Origin of the sequence: Streptomyces fodineus (genome assembly GCF_001735805.1) — a bacterium.
GTDB classification, from domain to species: domain Bacteria; phylum Actinomycetota; class Actinomycetes; order Streptomycetales; family Streptomycetaceae; genus Streptomyces; species Streptomyces fodineus.
In genome coordinates this window covers 7,138,751-7,161,934 of sequence record NZ_CP017248.1, presented here as the reverse complement: position 1 = coordinate 7,161,934, position 23,184 = coordinate 7,138,751, and the positions used below count along the sequence as shown (strand labels likewise).

Below are 23,184 nucleotides of genomic sequence, written 5' to 3'. Positions count from 1 at the left end.
CGAGCAGCGGGCCTGCATCCGTTGTGCCCAGCTCCCCGCCGGGTAATCCGCCGAGCCGGGCCCGCCAGGACCCGAGCGCCCACCACCTCGCCATTCGGGTCATCCCGGCTCCTCACCCGGCCCTCGACCGCACCGCACGGAAAACCGGTCGGCCGCTGTCCGCGCGGCGCCGTACACTGGGCGGAGCGAGAAGCGTGGATGGGGACGAGTAGCGGCGTACGCAGCCCAGAGCGACCCGGGGACGGTGGAAGCCCGGGGGCGAGCGCGACGTGAAGATCACCCCGGAGCCGCCGGAAGAAAGCCACAGCCACCACACGGCCAGGGCGAGTAGAACCGGCTTCGCGACCCCAATGAGGGGGCTCACCGGCGCGTACGGCGCGACGGAGAGCCAAGGAGGGTGGTACCGCGGGAGCGCGCCGCACACGGCGTAAGCAGGATCGAAGGCTCTCGTCCCTCCGACGGAAGGCAGCAAGTCCGTTGGAGGATGCTCGCAGATGACAGCGCCGACGTACCGCCAGGTGCCCGCACAGGTCGACCTGCCCGCTCTTGAGCACGCCGTGCTCGACTTCTGGCGCGAACAGAAGATCTTCGCCAAGAGCCTGGAGCAGTCCGAGGGCCGCCCGGAGTGGGTGTTCTACGAAGGCCCGCCCACGGCCAACGGCATGCCCGGCGCCCACCATATCGAGGCGCGCGTCTTCAAGGACGTCTTCCCCCGCTTCCGCACCATGCGTGGCTACCACGTGGCCCGCAAGGCCGGCTGGGACTGCCACGGCCTCCCGGTGGAGCTGACCGTCGAGAAGGAGCTGGGCTTCTCCGGCAAGCAGGACATCGAGGCGTACGGCATCGCCGAGTTCAACGCCAAGTGCCGTGAGTCCGTGCTGCGGCACACCGACGCGTTCGAAGAGCTCACGACCCGCATGGGCTACTGGGTCGACCTCAACGACGCGTACGTCACGATGGCCCCCGAGTACATCGAGTCCGTCTGGTGGTCGCTGAAGGAGATCTTCGGCAAGGGCCTGCTGGTCCAGGACCACCGTGTCGCCCCCTGGTGCCCGCGCTGCGGCACCGGCCTGTCCGACCACGAGCTGGCGCAGGGCTACGAGACGGTCGTCGACCCGTCCGTCTACGTCCGTTTCCCGCTCACCTCCGGTCCGCTCGCCGACGAGGCCGCGCTCCTGGTGTGGACGACGACCCCCTGGACCCTGGTGTCCAACACGGCGGTCGCCGCGCACCCGGAGGTCACCTACGTCGTCGCCACCAACGGCGAGGAGAAGCTCGTCGTCGCCGAGCAGCTCCTCGCCAAGGCACTCGGCGAGGGCTGGGAGCCGACGGGGCAGACCTTCACCGGCGCCGAGATGGAGCGCTGGACCTACCAACGTCCGTTCGAGCTGGTGGAGTTCCCGGCTCCGGCCCACTACGTGGTGAACGCCGACTACGTGACCACCGAGGACGGTACGGGTCTGGTCCACCAGTCCCCCGCCTTCGGTGAGGACGACCTCAAGGTCTGCCGCGCCTACGGCCTGCCCGTGGTCAACCCGGTCCGCCCGGACGGCACCTTCGCCGAGGACGTGCCGCTGGTCGGCGGCGTCTTCTTCAAGAAGGCGGACGAAAAGCTCACCGAGGACCTGCAGCAGCGCGGCCTGCTCTTCAGGCACATCCCGTACGAGCACAGCTACCCGCACTGCTGGCGCTGCCACACCGCGCTGCTCTACTACGCGCAGCCCTCCTGGTACATCCGCACGACGGCGATCAAGGACCGCCTCATCCAGGAGAACGAGAAGACCAACTGGTTTCCGGAGACGGTCAAGCACGGCCGGTACGGCGACTGGCTGAACAACAACATCGACTGGGCGCTGTCCCGCAACCGCTACTGGGGCACCCCGCTGCCGATCTGGCGCTGCGAGGAAGGCCACCTGACCTGCGTCGGCTCCCGCGCTGAGCTGACCGAGCTGACCGGCACCGACCAGTCGGACCTGGACCCGCACCGCCCGTACATCGACGAGGTCACCTTCGCCTGCCCGCAGTGCCGGAACACGGCCACGCGCGTGCCCGAGGTCATCGACGCCTGGTACGACTCCGGTTCGATGCCGTTCGCGCAGTGGGGCTACCCGTACAAGAACAAGGAGCTGTTCGAGAGCCGGTACCCGGCGCAGTTCATCTCCGAGGCGATCGACCAGACCCGCGGCTGGTTCTACACCCTGATGGCCGTCGGCACGCTCGTCTTCGACAAGTCGTCGTACGAGAACGTCGTCTGCCTGGGCCACATCCTCGCCGAGGACGGCCGCAAGATGTCCAAGCACCTGGGCAACATCCTGCAGCCGATCCCGCTCATGGACCAGCACGGCGCGGACGCGGTGCGCTGGTTCATGGCGGCCGGCGGCTCCCCGTGGGCGGCCCGCCGGGTCGGCCACGGCACCATCCAGGAGGTCGTCCGCAAGACCCTGCTGACGTACTGGAACACGGTCGCCTTCCAGGCGCTGTACGCCCGTACGTCCCAGTGGGCGCCCAGCGCCGCGGACCCGGCCCCGGCCGAGCGCCCGCTGATCGACCGCTGGCTGCTGTCCGAGCTGCACGCGCTGACCGACCAGGTGACGCAGTCCCTGGAGGCGTACGACACCCAGCGCGCCGGCAAGCTGCTGTCCGCGTTCGTCGACGATCTGTCGAACTGGTACGTCCGCCGCTCGCGGCGCCGTTTCTGGCAGGGCGACAAGGCCGCGCTGCGCACGCTGCACGAGGTGCTGGAGACGGTCACCAAGCTGATGGCGCCGATCACCCCGTTCATCACCGAGCGGGTGTGGCAGGACCTGATCGTGCCGGTGAGCCCGGGCGTGCCGGAGTCGGTGCACCTGGCCGCCTGGCCGGAGGCGGACCTGTCGGCGATCGACCCGGAGCTGTCCAGGCAGATGGTCCTGGTCCGCCGGCTGGTGGAGCTGGGGCGCGCCACGCGCGCGGAGTCGGGCGTCAAGACGCGCCAGCCGCTGTCCCGCGCGCTGATCGCGGCGACCGGCTTCGAGTCCCTGGACCCCGAGCTGCACACCCAGATCACCGAGGAGCTGAACGTCTCCTCGCTGGCGTCGCTGTCCGAGGTCGGCGGCAGCCTGGTGGACACCACCGCCAAGGCCAACTTCCGTGCGCTGGGCAAGCGGTTCGGCAAGCGGGTGCAGGACGTGGCCAAGGCCGTCGCGCACGCGGACGCGGCCGCGCTGTCCCTCGCCCTGCGTGCGGGTACGGCGTCGGTGGAGGTCGACGGGGAGACGGTCACCCTCGCTCCCGATGAGGTGATCATCACCGAGACCCCGCGCGAGGGCTGGTCGGTGGCCTCCGACTCCGGTGCCACGGTCGCCCTGGACCTGGAGATCACCGAGGAGCTGCGGCAGGCGGGCCTGGCCCGTGACGCGATCCGGCTGATCCAGGAGGCCCGCAAGAACAGCGGCCTGGACGTGGCCGACCGCATCGCCCTGCGCTGGGCATCGACCGACCCCGCGGTGGTCGCCGCGCTGACGGAGCACAGCGAGCTGATCGCCGAGGAGGTCCTGTCGACGGACTTCGCGCAGGGTGAGGCCGACGACAGCTTCGGTGAGCCGTTCACCGACGAGGGTCTTTCCCTGTCGTTCCGGCTGCGCAAGGCGTAAGCGGCGGCCAGGAGGGCCCGGCTCCCCCTCGGGGGGCCGGGCCCTTCCCGGCTTCCGGCGGGCGCGCCGATCCCGGAATCGTCCGGGTTTCCGTTGCGGGCGAGTCGACGCGTGCCCCGGTACGGGGTCCCGGTGACGCCGTTCGGCCGGGCTCCGCCTGCCGGCCTCCCGCAGCCCGGGCGCCGGGTCCCAGCGGATGGAGACGCCGCGCGTCCCCACCGCCGGGTCGACCTCCGCCACAGCCCCGCTGTCCCGGGCGGCGGACCGATTCCACATCGGCCCCGGGCCCGCCAGGAGAACCGCACCTGGCCGACACCCACGTCAACCCGCGTAAAAAGGGCGGGCCCCAGGACCGAAGTCCAGGGGCCCGCCCTTCTTGAACGCTGCCGACGCCGTTGTCGTACTAGTGCCCGGTGCTCAGTTGTCGTCCTCGTCGATCAGGAACCCGCGCATCGGCGAGGGTGCCTGGCCCATCGGGGACGGGCCCTGCGGGCGGACCGGGGCCATCGGCTGGGTCATGGCCGGGGTCATCTGCTGCTGGCCGCCGTAGGACGGGCCGGACGGGCCGGGGTTGCCGCCCATCGTCTGGTTGCCGCCGTAGGACGGGGCGCTCGCGCCGGCCGGGGCCATGGAAGGCGCCGGGGACGGCGGCAGAGACGCGGTGGCCGGGGTGCGCGGCGGGGCCAGGGAGTCGTCGGCCTGGGTCTCCAGCTGGCGCAGCTGGGACTCGAGGTACGACTTCAGGCGCGTGCGGTACTCGCGCTCGAAGCCTCGCAGGTCCTCGACCTTGCGCTCCAGCGTGGCGCGGGCGGACTCCAGGGAGCCCATCGCGACGCGGTGCTTCTCCTGCGCGTCCCGCTCCAGGGCATCGGCCTTGGCACGGGCGTCACGCTCCAGACCCTCGGCGCGGCTGCGGGCCTCGCCGACGATCTTGTTGGCCTCGGAGCGGGCCTCGGCGATCGCCTGGTCGGCGGTCTGCTGGGCCAGCGAGAGGACTCGGGCGGCGCTGTCGCCACCAGGGCCCTGACCGGGCATGCCGGGTCCGCCCATGGGGCCACCCATGCCCATCTGCTGCTGCATGGGCGGCTGTCCGCCCATCGGGCCCTGACCCATCTGGCCTTGACCCATCGGGCCCTGACCCATCGGACCCTGGCCCATCGGACCGGGACCCTGCGGGCCGCCCTGACCGCCGGGACCGGCGGGCAGCTGCGGGGCGCCGCTCGGCAGCTGGGGCGGGCCACCCATGGGGCCACCCATCTGCTGCTGCGGCGGGCCCGATATTCCGGCGGGCACCGGCGCGCCGGGACCTCGCATGCCCTGCTGCTGCGGATGCGGCTGCTGGTCCTGCTCCGGCGGGCCCTTGCGCATGTTCTGCTGGTTCTGCGCGGCCGCACGGGTCGCCGCGGCCAGCTTGGCGCGCAGGTCCTCGTTCTCGCGGAGCAGACGGGTCAGTTCGGCTTCGACCTCGTCGAGGAAGGCATCGACCTCGTCCTCGTCATAGCCTTCTCGGAGGCGGACGGTCGTGAACTGCTTGTTCCGCACGTCCTCGGGGGTCAACGGCATCTCTTCACCTCAACGTAGTCATCGGCAGTCGGCAAGACCGTATCGTCCACCCTCATGACGCGAAGCTCCCCGTGATGGAGATGAGGATGTAGACGATGATCATCAGTACGAAGAAGGACAGGTCGAGCGCCACGCCCCCGAGACGCAGCGGCGGGATGAACCGCCGCAGAAGCTTCAGCGGTGGATCGGTGACAGTGTAGGTGGCCTCCAGTACGACCACCATCGCCTTGCCGGGTTGCCACGAGCGGGCGAACTGGAACACGTAATCCATGACCAGCCGGAAGATGAGCACGGCAAGGAACGCTAGTAGCGCGGTGTGCACCACCAGAACGAACACGCTCATGGCCTGCGCTTCCCTCTCCCCTGTTTCCGTGCTCTTCCGAACTTCGATCCGGTTCTTGTGTCTCAGCTCTGGTTGAAGAACCCGCCCTCTGCGATGCGGGCCTTGTCCTCCGCCGTGACATCGACGTTAGCAGGAGACAACAGGAACACCTTCTGCGTCACCCGCTCGATGCTGCCGTGAAGACCAAACACCAAACCAGCCGCAAAGTCGACAAGTCGCTTTGCATCTGTGTCATCCATCTCAGTCAGATTCATGATCACCGGGGTGCCCTCACGGAAGTGTTCCCCGATGGTACGGGCTTCGTTGTACGTCCGCGGGTGCAGCGTGGTGATCCGGTAAGGCTCTCGTTCCGACACGACCTTGGGCATGATCACCGGTGCGTTCTTCTCCAGGGACTGGCGTTCTTGTGTGATGGATGCCACGGGCGCGATGCGCGCCGGACGTCCGGATTCCGCGGCGAGCGAAGTCGATCGGGCCACCGGCTCGCGTGGCGCGGGCGGTTGCACGATTCGCACCTCTTCGTCCCTTTGGGACTGATGTGCACTGTGCGATTGGTGTGAAGATTCATGCCGCCGGTGATCCCGCTCCGGCTCGGGGTCCAACTCGGGTTCGAAGTCGTCGTCGGGATCGAAACCGCGGCCGTCGTACCCATCGTCCTCCACGAGGCCGAGGTAGACCGCCATCTTGCGCATCGCGCCGGCCATTCTCTGAGTCCTCCGCTCTGTGGTGGATCGACTGACGACTGCCAAGTGCCCGCGATCCACGAGGTCGTTGCGCCCGCCTTTGACGGGCATTGACCATATTTTCTGCTGTGGTCCGACTTCTTGGCGACGTTACCCGAGCCTGGGGCGGACTCCGAGTACCGCAGTGCCGACGCGCACATGTGTCGCACCGGCGGCCACGGCCTGTTCGAGGTCCGCACTCATCCCTGCCGACACCATGGTTGCAGCCGGATGAGTTCGGCGCAGGTCAGTCGACAAATCCATGAGCCGCTCGAACGCCGCCTGTTCGCGTCCCGCGTACTCCCCGGTGAGCGGAGCGACGGTCATGAGTCCGTCGAGCCGCAGACCCGGCGCCTCGCCGACGAGGTCGGCCAACTCTTCGATTCCGTCCGGGGCCACGCCCGCACGCTCACCCCGGCCGCTCACGCCCGCGTCCAGCGCGACCTGGACGAGACAGCCCACCTCGCGCCCGGCCCGCACGGCCTCCTTCGACAGAGCCGTGACGAGCCTGGAACGATCCACGGACTGCACCACATCGGCGTAACCGACCACGGAACGGACCTTGTTGGTCTGCAATTGTCCGACAAAATGCCATTTCAGCGGCAGATCCGCACACGCCGCGGCCTTCGGTGCCGCGTCCTGGTCGCGGTTCTCGGCGACATGGCGCACACCGAGCTCCGACAGGATCCGCACATCGCTCGCCGGGTAGGTCTTGGTGACCACGATCAGGGTCACCTCCTCCCGCCTGCGCCCGGCCGCCACACACGCGGCGGTGATGCGCTCCTCCACTTTCGCCAGATTTGCGGCGAGTTCGGTCTTACGGTCCGTCATGCCCCATCAGTCCAGCCACACATAGCCCGCCAGCCGCCCCGTCGTGCGGTCACGGCGGTACGAGAAGTGGTCGCCCGACTCCAGCGTGCACTCCGGCGCTCGCGCCCGGTCGCACACCCCGAGCCGGTCGAGCTGCGCGTGCACCCCGGCGCTCACGTCGACCGCCGGCGTGCCCCAGCTCGTTTCAGCGTGCGCCGCCGGCTCGACGACCGCCACCTCGGCACGCATCGTCTCCGGAACCTCGTAGCACCGCCCGCACACGGCCGGTCCGGTGCGGGCGACGATCCGGCCCGGCTCGGCGCCGAGTTCGACCATGGCCCGTACGGCGGCCGGGACGACCCCCTTGACCATGCCGGGCCGGCCCGCGTGCGCCGCCGCCGCGACCCCGGCGACGGGATCGGCGAGCAGCACCGGCACGCAGTCGGCCGTGAGGACGGCGAGGGCGAGCCCGCGGCGGGTGGTGACGATCGCGTCAACCTCCGGCACCGGACGGTCGCCCCAGGGGGCGTCCACCACGGCCACGTCGGCGCCGTGCACCTGGTTCATCCAGACGACCAGGCCGGGGTCGAGGCCGAGCGACTTGGCCGCGATGTCCCGGTTGGCCCGTACGGCCTCCGGGTCGTCGCCGACCGCGCCGCCGAGGTTGAGCTCCTCATACGGAGCGGCGCTCACCCCACCCCACCGGTCGGTGAAGGCGAAGTGCGCGCCGCTCACGCTCTCGCGCCGTCCTATCACTTCAGGAAGTCCGGAACGTCCAGTTCCTCGGCCGCGCTGTCCGAGTAGGCGCTGCGAGGCGCCGGCGTCACCGGCGGGTTGGCCGGGATGTCGGCCACCGGCTCGGGCGCCGGCTCCGGCTCCTCCTTCGGCGTCACGCTGCCGAGCGAGCCGAAGGCCGGCCGGCTGGGCTCGGGCTGCCGCGCCGCGGGCTCCTCGCGGCGGGAGGACGTCGAAGTCGAGGCCGAGCCGAGGACGTTGTCCCGGCGGGCCGGCGGCTGGCCGCCGTCGAAGCCGGCCGCGATCACGGTGACCCGCACCTCGTCGCCGAGGGCGTCGTCGATGACCGCGCCGAAGATGATGTTGGCCTCCGGGTGGGCGGCCTCGCTGACCAGCTGGGCCGCTTCGTTGATCTCGAACAGGCCGAGGTCGGACCCGCCGGAGATGGACAGGAGGACGCCCCGGGCGCCGTCGATGGACGCCTCGAGCAGCGGCGAGGAGATCGCCATCTCGGCCGCCGCCACCGCGCGGTCGTCGCCGCGGGCGGAGCCGATGCCCATGAGGGCCGAACCGGCCTCGGACATGACCGACTTCACGTCGGCGAAGTCGAGGTTGATCAGGCCGGGGGTGGTGATGAGGTCGGTGATGCCCTGGACACCCGAGAGCAGGACCTGGTCGGCGGACTTGAAGGCGTCCAGGACCGAGACCTGGCGGTCCGAGATGGACAGCAACCGGTCGTTGGGGATCACGATGAGGGTGTCCACCTCTTCGCGCAGCTCGGCGATGCCGTCCTCGGCCTGGTTCGCGCGGCGCCGTCCCTCGAAGGTGAACGGGCGCGTGACCACGCCGATGGTCAGGGCGCCGAGCGAGCGAGCGATGTTGGCCACGACGGGTGCGCCGCCGGTGCCGGTGCCGCCGCCTTCACCGGCCGTCACGAAGACCATGTCGGCCCCCTTGAGGACCTCCTCGATCTCCTCGCGGTGGTCCTCGGCGGCCTTGCGGCCGACGGCCGGGTTGGCTCCGGCGCCGAGTCCTCGGGTGAGTTCACGGCCGACGTCGAGCTTGACGTCGGCGTCGCTCATCAACAGCGCCTGTGCGTCGGTGTTGATGGCGATGAACTCGACACCCTTGAGACCGACCTCGATCATCCGGTTGATGGCATTGACACCACCGCCGCCGACACCGATGACCTTGATGACTGCGAGGTAGTTCTGCGGTGCTGCCACGTCGAAGGCCTCTCGCCTCGAATTACGTTGTCGCCGCCGTGCGGTGCCCCGCGCCGGGACGACGGATGCCGAATGGGACGGTCCGTAGCGCCGACCCGAACCCTAACCCTGAAGTTTAGGGTTACCAGTGTGTCTGTTCCCTGGAGTTCTCTGAACAGGACACTAAGTCGACAAGTGGCGCCCGTTCAACGAACACGCCGAACCTCCCGTTTTTCTTTTCACCCTATGTGATCAGCCATAGCAGTGCCCAACCAGGGTGCTGGCCTGCGCTGATGTGCGTCAACTCCCCGATGACGCAGGGGCGATGGGAACGCTGACATCGAAGTGCCGCGCGCCGGGAGCTGCTTTCATGAGAGCCGTGAGGGCCCGTGCCTTGGCGCGGCCGTTCTCGGCACTGCCCCAGGCCACCGTGCGACCGTCGGCCAACGCCAGCGAGATGTCGTCGTAGGAACGGACTTGAACGCCCCGGGTTCCCTGCGCCACGGCGGCCGGCAGATCGCCGGCCACCCGGACCGCCTCGCGCACCAGCCGGTCGGTGCCGAAACGCCGGTTGCTCGCGGCAGCCGAACCCGACCGAGAAACGGACAATTCCAGCATCGGAACACCATTCGGCGCCTGGGAAACCGTGGCGAAACGGACACCCTCATCATCGACTTCGACGAAGTTCCCGCCGTTTCGGACCAGCAGAACCGGAGTACGCTCAGTTACTTTCAGACCGATTCCCTGCGGCCAGGCGCGCACAACCTCAACGGTGTCAATTCGGGGCAATTTACGGCGAAGTCGGGCTCCGATGGCATCCGTGTCGACGGAAATCATGGGCGACCCGACCGGCACGTCGGCCGCCTCTCGGACCTCGGCGGGGGTCAGCACCCGGGTGCCCGACACCGACACATGCCCGATGCGCAGCCACGCGGAGCCGTACAACACCCAAGCGGCACCGGCCCCGAGGAGTACGAGAACGGCCGCCAGGATGACGATCGTACGAAGGCGGAGTCGTCTGAACCGGCGGGCGGGCGGCGGGCCGGACGACTCCTGCTGGCGTTCACCGCGCTCGGCGGTGGAGGGTCCGGCCACGCTCACTGCCCTTTCGTCATACGGTCCTAACGGCGCGAGGCGATCGCCTCGTACACCATGCCGACGAGCAGTTCGTCGGCGTCCCGGCGGCCGAACTCGCTTGCCGCGCGGGACATCTCGTACAGCCGGTGCGGGTCGGCGAGCACGGGCAGGACGTTCTGCTGTACCCACTCGGGCGTCAGCTCCGCGTCGTCGACGAGGAGTCCGCCGCCGGCCTTCACCACCGGCTGGGCGTTGAGTCGCTGTTCGCCGTTGCCGATGGGCAGCGGGACATAGGCGGCCGGGAGTCCGACGGCGGAGAGTTCGGCGACGGTCATCGCGCCCGCGCGGCAGAGCATCATGTCGGCCGCGGCGTACGCGAGGTCCATCCGGTCCAGGTAACTTACCGGGATGTAAGGGGGCATTCCCGGCATCTGGTGCACCTGCGGCAGTTCGTTCTTCGGGCCGACCGCGTGCAGGATCTGGATGCCCGCCTGCTGGAGCCACGGAGCGACCTGCTGGACCACCTCGTTCAGGCGCCGGGCGCCCTGGGAGCCGCCGGAGACGAGCAGCGTGGGCAGGTTCGGGTCGAGGCCGAAGCGGTGGCGGGCCTCGGGGCGGGCGGCGGCCCGGTCCAGGGTGGCGATGGAGCGGCGCAGCGGGATGCCGATGTAGCGGGCGTCGCGCAGCTTGCTGTCCGGTGTGGAGACGGCGACCCGGGCCGCGTACCGCGAGCCGATCTTGTTGGCCAGGCCCGGGCGGGCGTTGGCCTCGTGGATCACGATGGGCACGCCGAGCCGCTTGGCGGCCAGGTAGCCGGGCAGGGCGACATAACCGCCGAAACCGACGACGCAGTCCGCCTTGGTGCGCTCCAGGATCTGCTCGGCGGCCTTGATGGTGCCGCGCAGCCGGCCCGGGACGGTGATCAGCTCAGGGGTGGGCTTGCGGGGCAGCGGGACCGCCGGGATCAGCGCCAGCTCGTAGCCGCGCTCCGGGACGAGCCGGGTCTCCAGGCCGCGCTCCGTGCCCAGGGCCGTGATCCCCACGGTCGGGTCCTGCCTGCGCAGGGCGTCCGCGAGGGCGAGCGCGGGCTCGATGTGGCCGGCGGTCCCCCCACCGGCGAGTACGACATGCACCGAAATTCACCGCTCTCCGGACGAACGCGCCCTCGGGGCACGCCGTCGCATCGTGTTCCATCTCCGGGGACTCCGACCGGACCCGGAGCCCCCGGCTCCCCGCTTTCTACCAAAGCGAGGTTGCCGCATCGCAAGCGCCGCCCGCGCAGCGGGCTCGTCGCGCGCGAAGGCGATCAGCAACCCGATGGCGAACATGGTCGGCAGCAGGGCGGACCCTCCGTAGGAGAACAGCGGGAGGGGGACGCCGGCGATCGGCAGCAGACCGAGCACGGCACCGATGTTGATCACCGCCTGGGTCATGATCCAGGTGGTCACGCCTCCCGCGGCGTACCTCACGAAGGGGTCCTCCGTGCGTCCGGCCACGCGGATACCCGCATAGCCTAGAGCCGCGAACAGGGCGAGCACCGACAGCGTCCCCGCCAGACCCAGTTCCTCACCGGTGACCGCGAAGATGAAGTCGGTGTGGGCCTCCGGGAGTTGCCCCCATTTTTCCACACTCGCGCCGAGACCGGAGCCGAAGAGTCCGCCGGAGGCGAGCGCGTAGATGCCGTGCACGGCCTGCCAGCAGTCGGCGACGCCCGTCTTGGGCTCGGTGGCGCCGATGCAGGAGAGCCGGGCCATCCGGTTGGGGCTGGTCTTGATGGCGACGAAAGCGAGCAGCGCGGCGATCTGCAGCACCATGGCAAACAGCCTGGTCGGCGCCCCCGCGAGCCACAGCAGGCCGAACAGGACCGCCGTGAGGATGATCGTCGTACCCATGTCGCCGCCGAGCATGATCAGCCCGAGCAGCAGGAAAGTGACCGGAACCAGCGGCACCAGCATGTGCTTCCACTCGGTCAGCAGCTTCCGCTCCTGCTTGCGCGCGATCAGGTCCGCGCCCCACAGCACCAGGGCCAGCTTGCCGAACTCGCTCGGCTGGATCTGGAAGGAGCCGCCGAGAGCGATCCAGTTCTGGTTGCCGTTGACCGTCTTCCCTATCCCCGGTACCTGCACCAGGGCCATCAGGAAGACGGCGCAGGCCAGGATCGGATAGGCCAGCGCACGGTGCAGCTTCACCGGCATGCGGGAGGCCACGAACAGCAGTACGCCGCCCATCACGGCCGCCAGCAGCTGCTTGCGGAAGAAGTACGACCCCGGCAGTGACATCTGCAGCGCGGTGACCTGGGAGGCCGAGTAGACCATCACCAGGCCCAGCACGGTGATCAGCACGCTGCCGCCGAGGATCAGGTAGTAGGCGGTCAGCGGCCGGTCCCAGGCCTTGCGCGCGCGGACGGAGAACCGCTGGAGGGGGCTCTCGCGCGAGGAGCGGGCTACGGCGGGACGTGGACGCCGGGACGCCCGCTGCACGGGCGGCTTACCGGTACGGCTACTGGGCACCGGCGCCTCCACTGAACGTCGACCGTCCCACGCGTCCCTCCCAAGATCCGCCCGGCAGGCGGCCGGGGTCAGGCTTCGAGTTCGCGGACCGCCGCCGCGAACGCGTCACCGCGCTGGTTGTAGTTGGTGAACATGTCCATGGAGGCGCAGGCCGGGGCCAGCAGCACCGTGTCACCGGGCTGCGCGAGCCGCTTGGCTTCCTTCACCGCCTGGAGCATCGCCCCAGTGTCGGTCCGGTCGAGGTCCACGACGGGTACTTCGGGGGCGTGTCGCGCGAGGGCCTCGCGGATCAGGGCACGATCGGCGCCGATCAGAACGGCACCGCGAAGCCGCTTCGCCGACTTGGCGACCAGCTCGTCGAAGGTCGCACCCTTAGCCAGACCACCGGCAATCCATACAATCGACTCATATGACGCCAACGAGGCTTCGGCGGCATGTGTGTTGGTGGCCTTGGAGTCGTCCACGTACGCCACCGAGCCGATGTCGGCGATGTGCGCGATGCGGTGGGCGTCCGGCCGGAAGGCCCTGAGCCCCTCGCGTACGGCCGTGGCGGGCACCCCGAACGCACGCGCGAGGGCCGCCGCGGCAAGGGCGTTGGCGATGTTGTGCGGGGCCGGCGGGTGGATGTCGGAGACCTCGGCCAGCTCCTGCGCGTTCTTCTGCCGCATCTCCACGAAGGCGCGGTCGACCAGGATGCCGTCCACGACACCGAGTTGGGAGGGCGCGGGGGTGCCGAGGGTGAAGCCGATCGCCCGGCAGCCCTCCTCGACGTCGGCCTCGCGCACCAGCTCCTCGGTGAGCTTGTCGGCCACGTTGTAGACGCAGGCGACCCGATTGCCCTCGTAGATACGGCCCTTGTCGGCGGCGTAGGCCTCCATGGAGCCGTGCCAGTCGAGGTGGTCGGGCGCGAGGTTGAGGACGGCCGCCGAGTGGGCGCGCAGCGAGGGCGCCCAGTGCAGTTGGTAGCTGGAGAGTTCCACGGCGAGGACGTCGTACTCCCCCTCGCCGAGGACCACGTCCAGCAGCGAGACGCCGATGTTGCCGACGGCGGCCGTGCGCAGGCCCGCGGCCTTCAGGATCGACGCGAGCATCTGCACGGTGGTGGTCTTGCCGTTGGTGCCCGTGACGGCCAGCCAGGGGGCCGCGTCGGGGCCGCGCAGGCGCCAGGCCAGCTCGACGTCGCCCCAGACCGGCACGCCCGCTTCGGCCGCCGCCGTGAAGAGGGGCTTGTCGGGCTTCCAGCCGGGCGCGGTGACGATCAGCTCGGTGCCCTCCGGCAGGGTCGCCCCGTCGCCGAGGCGCACGGTGATGCCGAGTGCCCGGAGCTCCGCGGCCTGCTCACGCGCGCGTGCGTCGTCGCCGTCGTTGACGACCGTGACGATCGCCCCGCGCGCGTGCAGCACCTTGGCCGCCGGGACACCGGAGACACCGAGGCCGGCGACGACGACGTGCTTGCCCTGGAAGTCGAAGGGCTCCGAGGTGGAGGTCACTTGTCCGCTGCCCATCCCGCATAGAAGAGGCCCAGTCCGACAATCACACAGATTCCCTGAATGATCCAGAATCGGACCACCACCAGGACTTCGGACCAGCCCTTGAGTTCGAAGTGGTGCTGGAGTGGCGCCATCCGGAAGACGCGCTTGCCGGTGAGCCGGAAGGAGCCGACCTGGATGACGACCGACATGGTGATGAGGACGAACAGGCCGCCCATGATGGCCAACAGCAGCTCCGTGCGGGAGAGGATGGCCAGGCCCGTGAGGACACCGCCGAGGGCGAGCGAACCGGTGTCGCCCATGAAGATCTTCGCCGGCGAGGTGTTCCACCACAGGAAGCCCAGGCAGGCGCCCATCAGGGCGGAGGCGATCACCGCGAGGTCGAGCGGGTCGCGGACCTCGTAGCAGGCCGCCGGGTTGGTCAGCGTCTGCGCGTTGGCGCAGGACTCCTGGAACTGCCAGACGCCGATGAACGTGTAGGCGCCGAAGACCAGCACGGAGGCGCCGGTGGCCAGACCGTCCAGACCGTCGGTGAGGTTCACGCCGTTCGACATCGCGAGGATCATGAACAGCGCCCAGACGACGAACAGCACCGGGCCGATCGTCCAGCCGAAGTCGGTGATGAACGACAGCTTGGTGGAGGCCGGGGTGTTGCCGCGCGCGTCGGCGAACATCAGCGACAGCACCGCGAAGCTGATGCCGACGATCAGCTGGCCCGCCATCTTCGCCTTGGCCCGCAGACCCAGCGAACGGCGCTTGACGATCTTGATGTAGTCGTCGAGGAAGCCGACCAGGCCCATGCCGAACATCAGGCCGAGGACCAGCACCCCGGAGTAGGTGGGCGCGTAACCGGTGATGAGCTTGCTCAGGAAGTACGCGGCGATCGTCGCCAGGATGAAGGCGATACCGCCCATGGTCGGCGTACCGCGCTTGCTGGCGTGCTCACGCGGACCGTCGTCACGGATGTACTGGCCGTAGCCCTTGCGGGCGAGGAGCTTGATCAGCAGCGGGGTGCCGATCAGCGTAAGGAAGAGGCCAATGACTCCTGAGAACAGGATCTGCTTCATCATCGGGCGGCAACCTCGCCCTCGGCACCGGTCTCGACGAGCGCCTGGGCAACGCTCTCCAGACCCACCGAACGGGACGCCTTCACGAGCACGACGTCCCCCGGGCGCAACTCGCTGCGCAACAGGTCGATCGCCGCCTGTGCGTCGGACACGTGCACCGACTCCTCACCCCACGAACCCTCGTTATATGCGCCCAGTTGCAGCCAGGAGGCCTCAATCCCCCCGACCGCGACGAGCTTGCTGACGTTGAGCCGGACGGCGAGCCGTCCGACGGCGTCGTGCTCGGCGAGCGCCTCGTCCCCCAGCTCGGCCATCTTGCCGAGCACCGCCCACGTGCGGCGCCCCTTGCCCATGGCCGCGAGCGCCCGGAGGGCGGCCCGCATGGACTCGGGGTTGGCGTTGTAGGCGTCGTTGACGATGGTCACGCCGTCCGGTCGCTCGGTGACCTCCATGCGCCAGCGGGAGAGGGAGCCCGCCTCGGAGAGCGCGGTGGCGATCTCTTCCGCGGACATGCCCAGCTCATGGGCGACGGCGGCCGCGGCGAGCGCGTTCGACACGTGGTGCTCACCGTACAGGCGCATGGTCACATCGCTTGCACCGGAGGGTGTGAGAAGTCTGAAGGAAGGCTGTCCGCTGTCCGTGAGCCGCACGTTCTCGGCGCGTACGTCCGCTTCGGCCGACTCTCCGAAAAGGACCACCTTCGCCTTGGTACGGGAGGCCATGGCCCGCACCAGCGGGTCGTCGGCGTTGAGGATCGCCGCGCCGTCCTCGGGGAGGGCCTCGACCAGTTCCCCCTTCGCCTGGGCGATCTGCTCCCGGCCGCCGAACTCGCCGATGTGGGCGGTGCCGACGTTGAGGACCAGGCCGATCCTCGGCGGGGTCAGTTCGGTGAGGTAGCGGATGTGCCCGATGCCACGGGCGCCCATCTCCAGCACGAGGAACTGCGTCTCCTCGGTGGCGGTGAGGGCGGTGAGCGGCAGCCCGATCTCGTTGTTGAGCGACTGCGGCGTGAACACCGTCGGCGCCTTGCGCCGGAGCACCTGCGCGATCAGGTCCTTGGTGCTGGTCTTGCCCGCCGAGCCGGTCAGGGCGACGAGGGTCGCGCCGAGCCGGCGTACGACGTGCCGGGCGAGGGCGCCGAGAGCCGTCTGGACGTCCTCGACCACGATCGCGGGCACGCCGACGGGGCGCGACGCCAGTACGGCGACCGCGCCCGCCTCGACGACCCGCGCAGCGAAGTCGTGGCCGTCCACGCGCTCGCCCACGAAGGCGGCGAACAGGCTGCCGGGCACCACCTCGCGGGAGTCCCGGACGACCGGGCCCGTGACCTGGACGGACGGATCGGGTATGTCGTGCGTCTGCCCGCCGACGACTGCTGCGATCTCGGCGAGGGAGAGGGCGATCACAAGTTCATCCCCTGGGTCTTCTGGATTTTCATCCCTGGGTCTTCTGGATGGCTTCGCGGAGCACCTGGCGGTCGTCGAAGGGACGGACCACGCCGGCGATGTCCTGGCCCTGCTCGTGGCCCTTGCCCGCGACCAGTACGGTGTCGCCGGCCCGGGCGCGGCCCACGGCGGCGGCGATCGCCGCGGCCCGGTCCTCGAAGAGGAGCACCTCGCCACGTTCGTGCGCGGGCACGGACGCGGCGCCCTGGAGCATGGTCGCGAGGATCGCGAGCGGGTCCTCGGAGCGGGGGTTGTCGGAGGTCAGTACGGCCGTGTCGGCGAGCCGGGCCGCGGCCGCGCCCATCGGGACGCGCTTGGTCTGGTCGCGGTCGCCGCCGCAGCCGAGGACCACGTGCAGATGACCCTTGGTGACCTTGCGCAGCGCCTTGAGCACCGATTCGACCGCGTCGGTCTTGTGCGCGTAGTCCACGACCGCGAGGTAGGGCTGCCCGGCGTCCACGCGCTCCAGCCGGCCCGGGACGCCCGGTACGGCGGCGATGCCGTCGGCGGCGGTCTGCGGGTCGAGACCGGCGGCGGCGAGGGCGACGATGGCGGCGAGGGTGTTCGCCACGTTGAAGGGGCCCGGCAGCGGCGACTTGGCGTGGATCCGCTCGCCCTTCGGGCCGACGACGGTGAACGTCGAGTCCATGGGGCCGACCTGGACGGCGTCGGCGCGCCAGTCGGCGTCGGGGTGACCCTCGGCGGAGAAGGTGACGACCGGGACGGTGGCCTCCTCGGCCAGCCGGCGGCCGTACTCGTCGTCGGCGTTGATCACACCGAGTTTGCTGCGTTTCGGCGTGAAGAGCTGCGCCTTCGCCTGGAAGTAGTCCTCCATGCCGGAGTGGAACTCCATGTGTTCCGGGCTGAGGTTGGTGAACACGGCGATGTCGAAGACGCAGCCGTCGACCCGGCCGAGGACCAGGGCGTGGCTGGAGACCTCCATGGCGACCGCCTCGACGCCGCGTTCGCGCATGACGGCGAAGAGCGCCTGAAGGTCGGTGGCTTCGGGGGTGGTGCGCTCGGACTTGATGCGCTCGTCGCCGATGCGCATCTCCACCGTGCCGACCAGGCCGGTCGACCTGACCGTCTTCAGGCCGCCCTCGACGAGGTAGGCGGTGGTGGTCTTGCCGGAGGTGCCGGTGATGCCGATCTGGAGCAGGTCGCGGCCGGGGTGGCCGTAGACCGTCGCCGCCAGTTCGCCCATCCGCGCGCGCGGGTCGTCCACGACGAGGACCGGCAGTCCGGTCGCCGCGGCGCGCTCGGCGCCCGTCGGGTCGGTGAGCACGGCGGCCGCGCCGAGGCCGGCGGCCTGGGTGACGAAGTCGGCGCCGTGCAGGCGGGCGCCCGGGAGGGCGGCGTACAGGTCTCCGGGGCGGACGGCGCGCGAGTCATGGGTGATCCCCGTGATCCCGGCGGCGGCGTCCGGAGCGGCGGCACCCAGCTGATCGGCCAGTTCCGCGAGGGGTGTGGCGGAGACCTGAACCGGTCGCGGCGGTCCCGGGTATGTCACGGAAGCGCCCTTCTGGGTGGTTTGGGACTGATCAGCGTGTGGCACGGCGGTGAGCGTACCGGGCGTACCCGCTCCGGAGCGAAGCGAGGGGTTCTCGGCCCCTTGGTTCCCGGCGTCGGGGGTGATGGTTGTCACGAGTTCGTTCCTGGTGTTCCGGTGCTGATCAGGGCTTGTAGTCGACGGGCAGATTCGCGGCCGGAGCCCCGGTCGGCGGGACCTGGAGGGTCTTCAGGGCGAACTCCATCACCTGCTTGTAGATGGGGCCGCAGATCTGGCCGCCGTAGTAGTTGCCCGAGGTCGCGTTCTGGATGGCGCAGTAGACGGTGATCCTGGGGTTGTCCGCGGGGGCGAAGCCGGCGAAGGACGAGGTGTACCCGCGGTACTTGCCGGTGGCCGGATCCACGCGGTTGGCCGTACCGGTCTTGCCGGCGACGTTGTAGCCGGGGATGCGGGCCTTGATGCCGGTGCCCTGCTCGTCGTCCACGACGGATTCCAGCATCTGGGCGAGCGTCCTGGCGGTCTTCTCGCTGACCACCCTCGTCTGCTTGGGCTTGGGCGCGGGGGTGAAGCGCCCGTCGGCGCCCTTCGTGCCGCGCACCAGAGACGGCTGGATCCGGACCCCGCCGTTGGCGATGGTCGAGTACACGGAGGCGGCCTGCATCGCGTTGAGGGAGAAGCCCTGGCCGAAAGGAATCGTGTACTGCTGCGAGGTGGACCACTTCTGGAACGGCGCGAGGATGCCGGGGGTCTCTCCGGGGAAGCCGAGCCCGGTGTAGCTGCCGATGCCGAACTTGCGCAGATACGAGTAGAGGACCTTGTTGGCCTCGGCCTGGGTCTTGCCGAGCTGCCCGGTGGCCAGGATGGTGCCGATGTTGCTGGACTTCGCGAGGACGCCGTTGAGCGTGAGGTACCAGGTGCCGTGGTCGACGTCGTCCGAGAAGAGCCGGTCGCCGCGGTGCAGCCGGTTGGGTACGACGACGTGGGTGAGCGGGGTCGCCGCGTTCTCCTCCAGCACGGCCGCCATGGACATCACCTTGGCGGTGGAGCCGGGTTCGTAGGCGTCCTGGAGGGCCGCGTTGCCCATGGCGGCGCCGTCGGCCTTCGACAGGTCGTTGGCGTCGAAGCCGGGCGCGTTGGCCATGGCGAGGATCTGGCCGGTGCGGGTGTCCTGGACGATGACGTATCCGCGGTCGGCCCTGGACTTCTGCACCTGCTCGGTGATGGCGTTCTGCGCGGCCCACTGGATGTCGCGGTCGATGGTCAGCTCGACGTCGGAACCGGGCACGGCGGGCGTCTCCGCCGAGCCCGCGGTGGGCACCTCCCGGCCACCGGACTGGGCGTAGCGGATCTTGCCGTCCTTCCCGGACAGCTGCTTGTTCAGCTCCTGCTCGATGCCGCCGCCGCCCCGGCCGTCGGTGTTGACCCAGCCCAGTATCCCGGCGGCGAGGTCGCCGTTCGGATACACCCGCTGGCTGCTCGGGTCGGCGAAGACGCCGGCGAGGACGTTGCCGGTACCCGCCTTCTTGGCGAGGGCGTTCTTCAGGTCCCGGATCTGCTTCCAGACCTGGGGGGTCTGCCGGGTGGCGAGCCGGGTGTACCGGGAGTTCTTGTTCGCGGGCCGCAGCTTCTTCACGATCGCGGCCTGGTCCTGGCCGAGGATCGGCGCGAGCAGCGCGGCGGCCTGCTCCGGCCCGTCGTCGATCTTCAGCTGCTTCTTGCCGAACATCGTCGGGTCGGCCGTGATGTCGTACGCGTCCTCGCTGATGGCGAGGGCCACGCCGTCGCGGTCGGTGATCCCGCCGCGCTCGGCGGCCAGCGTGTGCGCGACATACCGGTTCTGCTCGGCCCGCGCGGCGTACGCGCCGGCGTCGACGGCCTGCACCTGGAGCAGCCGGACGACGAAGGCGAGCAGCACCAGGGTCAGCGTGAGGCTGACCATGCGCAGCCGGGGCCGCGGGCTGCCGAGCCGGATGGGCCGCTGCCCCGGCGGCCGCGCACCGCTCGGCCGCCGGACCGGCCGCGCACCGGGCCCCGGCTGCCGCCGCACGGCAGCGCTCCTGGGCCGCGGCGGCTTGGCCGGCCCGGGCACACGGCGGCGCGTCGGTTCCCTGTCGGACACTTCCGTCACCTGCCCGGGGTCGGGGTCGAAATGGGCTGAAGAATCGAGAGAGCCACCACAGGCCACGCCGGACGGCGCCCCCTCACGCGCCCCCCAGGGCCACTGTCACAGCACACCCGGCCACGCCCCCTCCCCGCCGTACCCGAGCGGAGCGCACACGCCGGCCCGGGCACACGGCGGCGCGTCGGTTCCCTGTCGGACACTTCCGTCACCTGCCGGGGGTCGTGATGGGCTGGGGGATGGGCGGTGGCGGGGGGACGGCCGCTGCCGGGGTGGGGGGCGTGGGGACGGGCTGGGGCGGTGTGGCGGCGGGCTGGGGCCGGCCCGGGGACGGGGCGGTGGAGGCAAGCGGGGGCGTGGACTGGGTCGCGGGGGCCGCGGAGAGGGGGGTGGCGGGGGCCGGGGCACCTGGCGCGACCGGGGCGGTGAGGGCGGCGGGCTCGGGGCCGGCGGCGCTCGGGACGCCCTTGATCCGGCCGTCGGAGCCGAGGAAGGCCGGGTCGCCGCCGGGGACCATGCCGAGTTGGTGCGCGCGGCGCTGGAGGGCGTCGGGGGACGAGTAGGCGTCGATGGCGCGCTGGAGGGCCTGTTCCTCGTCGGTGAGGTTCTTCGTCTGATTCTGCAGATCGGCGAGTTTGAACGAGCCTTCGCTGAGCGCGGAGTTCAGCACCAGCAGCCCGATGAGGCCGCCGCCGAGGAGCAGGACGACCAGGAGCACGAACGGGGCGCGGGCGGCCCGGGCGCGGCCGGCGGGGAAGAGCCGGGCGAGCCGCGCGGCCCGCCCCCTCAGTTGGGGTTTCCTACTCACGGCTCCCCCGGCGGGTTCGGGAGTCGCCCTGGCCACCCCGGTGAACGCGGCTCACCCGGCGCGTTCGGGCGCCCTCGCGGCTCCCCCGGTGAAGCCGGGAATCCGCACGACCCCCCACGTGAGTCCGGGAATCCAACCGACCCGTCTGCCTCACTCGGCGTCCTCCCTGATGCGTTCGGCGCCGCGCAGCCTGGCCGGCGCGGCCCGGCGGTTCTCGGCGACCTCTTCCTCGGTGGGAAGTTCGGCACCCCGGGTGAGCAGCTTGAGCCGCGGCTGGTAGCGCTCGGGCACGACCGGCAGGCCGGGAGGTGCGGTGGAGGCCGCGCCGGCCGCGAAGACCTGCTTGACCAGGCGGTCCTCCAGCGAGTGGTACGACAGCACGGCGATGCGCCCGCCGACGCCGAGGGACTTCACCGCGGCCGGGATCGCCCGCTCCAGGACGGCCAGTTCACCGTTGACCTCGATACGCAGCGCCTGGAAGGTGCGCTTGGCGGGATTGCCGCCGGTCCGCTTGGCGGCCTGCGGGAGAGCGTCACGGATCAGCTCCACGAGCCGGGCGCTGTTGGTGAACGGCTCCTTCTCGCGCTCGCGGACGATCGCCGCCACGATCCGCTTGGCCTGCTTCTCCTCGCCGTACGCGCGCAGGATGCGCACGAGTTCGCCCGCCGGATAGGTGTTGAGCACCTCGGCGGCGCTGACACCGGTCGTCTGGTCCATCCGCATGTCCAGGGGCGCGTCCTGCGCGTAGGCGAAGCCCCGGTCGGCCTCGTCCAGCTGCATGGAGGAGACCCCGAGGTCGAACAGAACGCCCTGCACGCGCGCGATGCGCAGCCGGCGCAGTACGTCGGGCAGTTCGTCGTAGACGGCGTGCACGAGGGTGGCGCGCTCGCCGAAGGGCGCCAGCCGCTCCCCGGAGAGGCGCAGCGCCTCCTTGTCCCGGTCGAGCCCGATCAGCCGCGCCTCGGGGAACCGGGTGAGCAGCGCCTCACTGTGGCCGCCGAGGCCGAGGGTGCAGTCGACGACCACCGCTCCCGGGCGCTCCAGGGCGGGCGCCAGCAGATCCAGGCACCGCTGGAGCATCACCGGGACGTGTCGACTCTGGCTCAAGGGGGCCTCTCATCTTCCGGCGCGGCCGTACGCACCGCCGGGTCCCCGCCAGCTCGTGAAGGGGAGGCCTGCCGGCGCCGGAAGCGTCTGCCGGACCGGGAGCGGGAGGAGGCCGAGCCGTACGTACGCGCCGCGCACGTGGGGAGACGGTCCGGATGCGGTCCGGGGTCTCCGGGGGTTTCACCAGCGGGGAGAGCCGCGTCTCCCGCTTCGCGTCACTTTAGTCCACCCTGTCTCGCGGTCAATCAACCGGCCTGCGCGTCGCCTACCGCATCGCGGCGGGAGCCGCAATTCGATGGGATTCACCCGCCCGGAGCAGGTTTGCCCTCCCTGTGGGTTAGCTCACAACAAGCCGCGATGACGTTTTTTGTCCCGCTCTCACAGGAGGACGGGACCAGGGGTGACCAGTAACGTCATGAGTATGACGACTTCCGCAGCAGTGCCCACTGGATCCGAAGGCGCCATAACCGACGGCGGCACCGTGACGGACCGCCTGGTCGAGGCCAACCAGACGTACGCCGCCGAGTTCACCGACCCGGGTATGGACGCCCGCCCCGTCCTCCAGGTCGCCGTCGTGGCGTGCATGGACGCCCGCCTCGACCTGCATGCCGCGCTCGGCCTGGAGCTCGGCGACTGTCACACCATCCGCAACGCGGGCGGTGTCGTCACCGACGACGTGATCCGCTCCCTGACCATCAGCCAGCGGGCGCTCGGCACCCGCAGCGTCGTGCTCATCCACCACACCGGCTGCGGCCTGGAGTCCCTCACCGAGGAGTTCCGGCACGAGCTGGAGATGGAGGTCGGCCAGCGCCCGGCCTGGGCGGTGGAGTCCTTCCGGGACGTCGACCAGGACGTGCGCCAGTCCATGCAGCGCGTGCGCACCTCGCCGTTCCTGGTGCACACCGACGACGTGCGTGGTTTCGTGTTCGACGTGCGCACCGGTCTGCTGCGCGAGGTCGACCCGGCCTGACCGGGCAGACCGGCCGGCCACCCCGGAAGCACCCCGCCGCCCCCGTATCGAAAATGCGGTCGAAAAAGACG

18 protein-coding genes are annotated in these 23,184 nt (G+C 70.4%); 2 read left to right on the top strand and 16 right to left on the bottom strand.

Translation table 11 applies throughout. From position 1 onward, the window contains the following. Positions 1-494: 494 nt before the first annotated feature. Positions 495-3,632, top strand: coding sequence for an isoleucine--tRNA ligase (ileS, locus tag BFF78_RS30795; protein ID WP_069781403.1), 3,138 nt, complete (start codon positions 495-497; stop codon positions 3,630-3,632). A gap of 417 nt (positions 3,633-4,049) precedes the next feature. Here ileS and BFF78_RS30790 read toward each other — a convergent pair whose 3' ends face one another. From BFF78_RS30790 to rsmH, 16 genes are all read right to left on the bottom strand, one after another. Further along, entirely contained in the window at positions 4,050-5,195 is a 1,146-nt protein-coding gene (locus tag BFF78_RS30790; protein ID WP_069781402.1) for a DivIVA domain-containing protein, read from the bottom strand. 52 nt (positions 5,196-5,247) lie between these two features. Continuing rightward, on the bottom strand, positions 5,248-5,538 hold the full coding sequence (locus BFF78_RS30785) for a YggT family protein (protein ID WP_069781401.1): 291 nt from the start codon (positions 5,536-5,538) through the stop codon (positions 5,248-5,250). 62 nt (positions 5,539-5,600) lie between these two features. After that, positions 5,601-6,242: a cell division protein SepF gene (locus BFF78_RS30780; RefSeq protein ID WP_023551436.1), complete on the bottom strand. Its 642-nt coding sequence runs from the start codon at positions 6,240-6,242 to the stop codon at positions 5,601-5,603. A gap of 129 nt (positions 6,243-6,371) precedes the next feature. Further along, entirely contained in the window at positions 6,372-7,091 is a 720-nt protein-coding gene (locus BFF78_RS30775) for a YggS family pyridoxal phosphate-dependent enzyme (RefSeq protein ID WP_069781400.1), read from the bottom strand. Between the two features lie 6 nt (positions 7,092-7,097). After that, the gene (gene pgeF / locus BFF78_RS30770) at positions 7,098-7,826 is read right to left on the bottom strand and encodes a peptidoglycan editing factor PgeF (protein WP_069781399.1); all 729 of its coding nucleotides are present in this window, start codon (positions 7,824-7,826) and stop codon (positions 7,098-7,100) included. Beyond that, positions 7,823-9,031, bottom strand: a complete 1,209-nt coding sequence (gene ftsZ, locus BFF78_RS30765) for a cell division protein FtsZ (protein WP_069781398.1) — start codon at positions 9,029-9,031, stop codon at positions 7,823-7,825. Before ftsZ ends, pgeF begins: the two co-directional genes overlap by 4 nt. 279 nt (positions 9,032-9,310) lie before the next feature. Continuing rightward, entirely contained in the window at positions 9,311-10,105 is a 795-nt protein-coding gene (locus tag BFF78_RS30760) for a cell division protein FtsQ/DivIB (protein WP_069783918.1), read from the bottom strand. 26 nt (positions 10,106-10,131) lie between these two features. Beyond that, positions 10,132-11,220: an undecaprenyldiphospho-muramoylpentapeptide beta-N-acetylglucosaminyltransferase gene (gene murG, locus BFF78_RS30755; RefSeq protein ID WP_069781397.1), complete on the bottom strand. Its 1,089-nt coding sequence runs from the start codon at positions 11,218-11,220 to the stop codon at positions 10,132-10,134. 6 nt (positions 11,221-11,226) lie between these two features. Next, positions 11,227-12,597, bottom strand: coding sequence for a putative lipid II flippase FtsW (ftsW, locus tag BFF78_RS30750; protein ID WP_069781396.1), 1,371 nt, complete (start codon positions 12,595-12,597; stop codon positions 11,227-11,229). Positions 12,598-12,665: 68 nt separating this feature from the next. Further along, positions 12,666-14,102 carry a UDP-N-acetylmuramoyl-L-alanine--D-glutamate ligase gene (gene murD, locus BFF78_RS30745; RefSeq protein ID WP_069781395.1) on the bottom strand — a complete coding sequence of 479 codons (1,437 nt, stop codon included), beginning with the start codon at positions 14,100-14,102 and terminating at the stop codon, positions 12,666-12,668. Beyond that, entirely contained in the window at positions 14,084-15,154 is a 1,071-nt protein-coding gene (mraY, locus tag BFF78_RS30740; protein ID WP_069781394.1) for a phospho-N-acetylmuramoyl-pentapeptide-transferase, read from the bottom strand. Before mraY ends, murD begins: the two co-directional genes overlap by 19 nt. Continuing rightward, complete coding sequence (locus tag BFF78_RS30735) at positions 15,154-16,560, bottom strand: UDP-N-acetylmuramoyl-tripeptide--D-alanyl-D-alanine ligase (RefSeq protein WP_069781393.1); 1,407 nt, start codon at positions 16,558-16,560, stop codon at positions 15,154-15,156. The genes mraY and BFF78_RS30735 overlap by 1 nt, the downstream gene beginning before the upstream one ends. 28 nt (positions 16,561-16,588) lie before the next feature. Next, the gene (locus tag BFF78_RS30730; RefSeq protein ID WP_069783917.1) at positions 16,589-18,109 is read right to left on the bottom strand and encodes a UDP-N-acetylmuramoyl-L-alanyl-D-glutamate--2,6-diaminopimelate ligase; all 1,521 of its coding nucleotides are present in this window, start codon (positions 18,107-18,109) and stop codon (positions 16,589-16,591) included. A 163-nt stretch (positions 18,110-18,272) separates the two neighbouring features. Beyond that, positions 18,273-20,228, bottom strand: a complete 1,956-nt coding sequence (locus BFF78_RS30725) for a peptidoglycan D,D-transpeptidase FtsI family protein (RefSeq protein ID WP_269466310.1) — start codon at positions 20,226-20,228, stop codon at positions 18,273-18,275. A gap of 208 nt (positions 20,229-20,436) precedes the next feature. Then, on the bottom strand, positions 20,437-21,036 hold the full coding sequence (gene ftsL / locus BFF78_RS30720; protein ID WP_069781391.1) for a cell division protein FtsL: 600 nt from the start codon (positions 21,034-21,036) through the stop codon (positions 20,437-20,439). 150 nt (positions 21,037-21,186) lie between these two features. Then, positions 21,187-22,143: a 16S rRNA (cytosine(1402)-N(4))-methyltransferase RsmH gene (gene rsmH / locus BFF78_RS30715; protein ID WP_079161546.1), complete on the bottom strand. Its 957-nt coding sequence runs from the start codon at positions 22,141-22,143 to the stop codon at positions 21,187-21,189. A gap of 421 nt (positions 22,144-22,564) precedes the next feature. On the opposite strand from rsmH, the gene BFF78_RS30710 reads away from it, so the two are divergent. After that, positions 22,565-23,113 (top strand): beta-class carbonic anhydrase, encoded by a 549-nt coding sequence (locus BFF78_RS30710; RefSeq protein ID WP_069781390.1) that lies wholly within the window; start codon positions 22,565-22,567, stop codon positions 23,111-23,113. Positions 23,114-23,184: the final 71 nt, after the last annotated feature.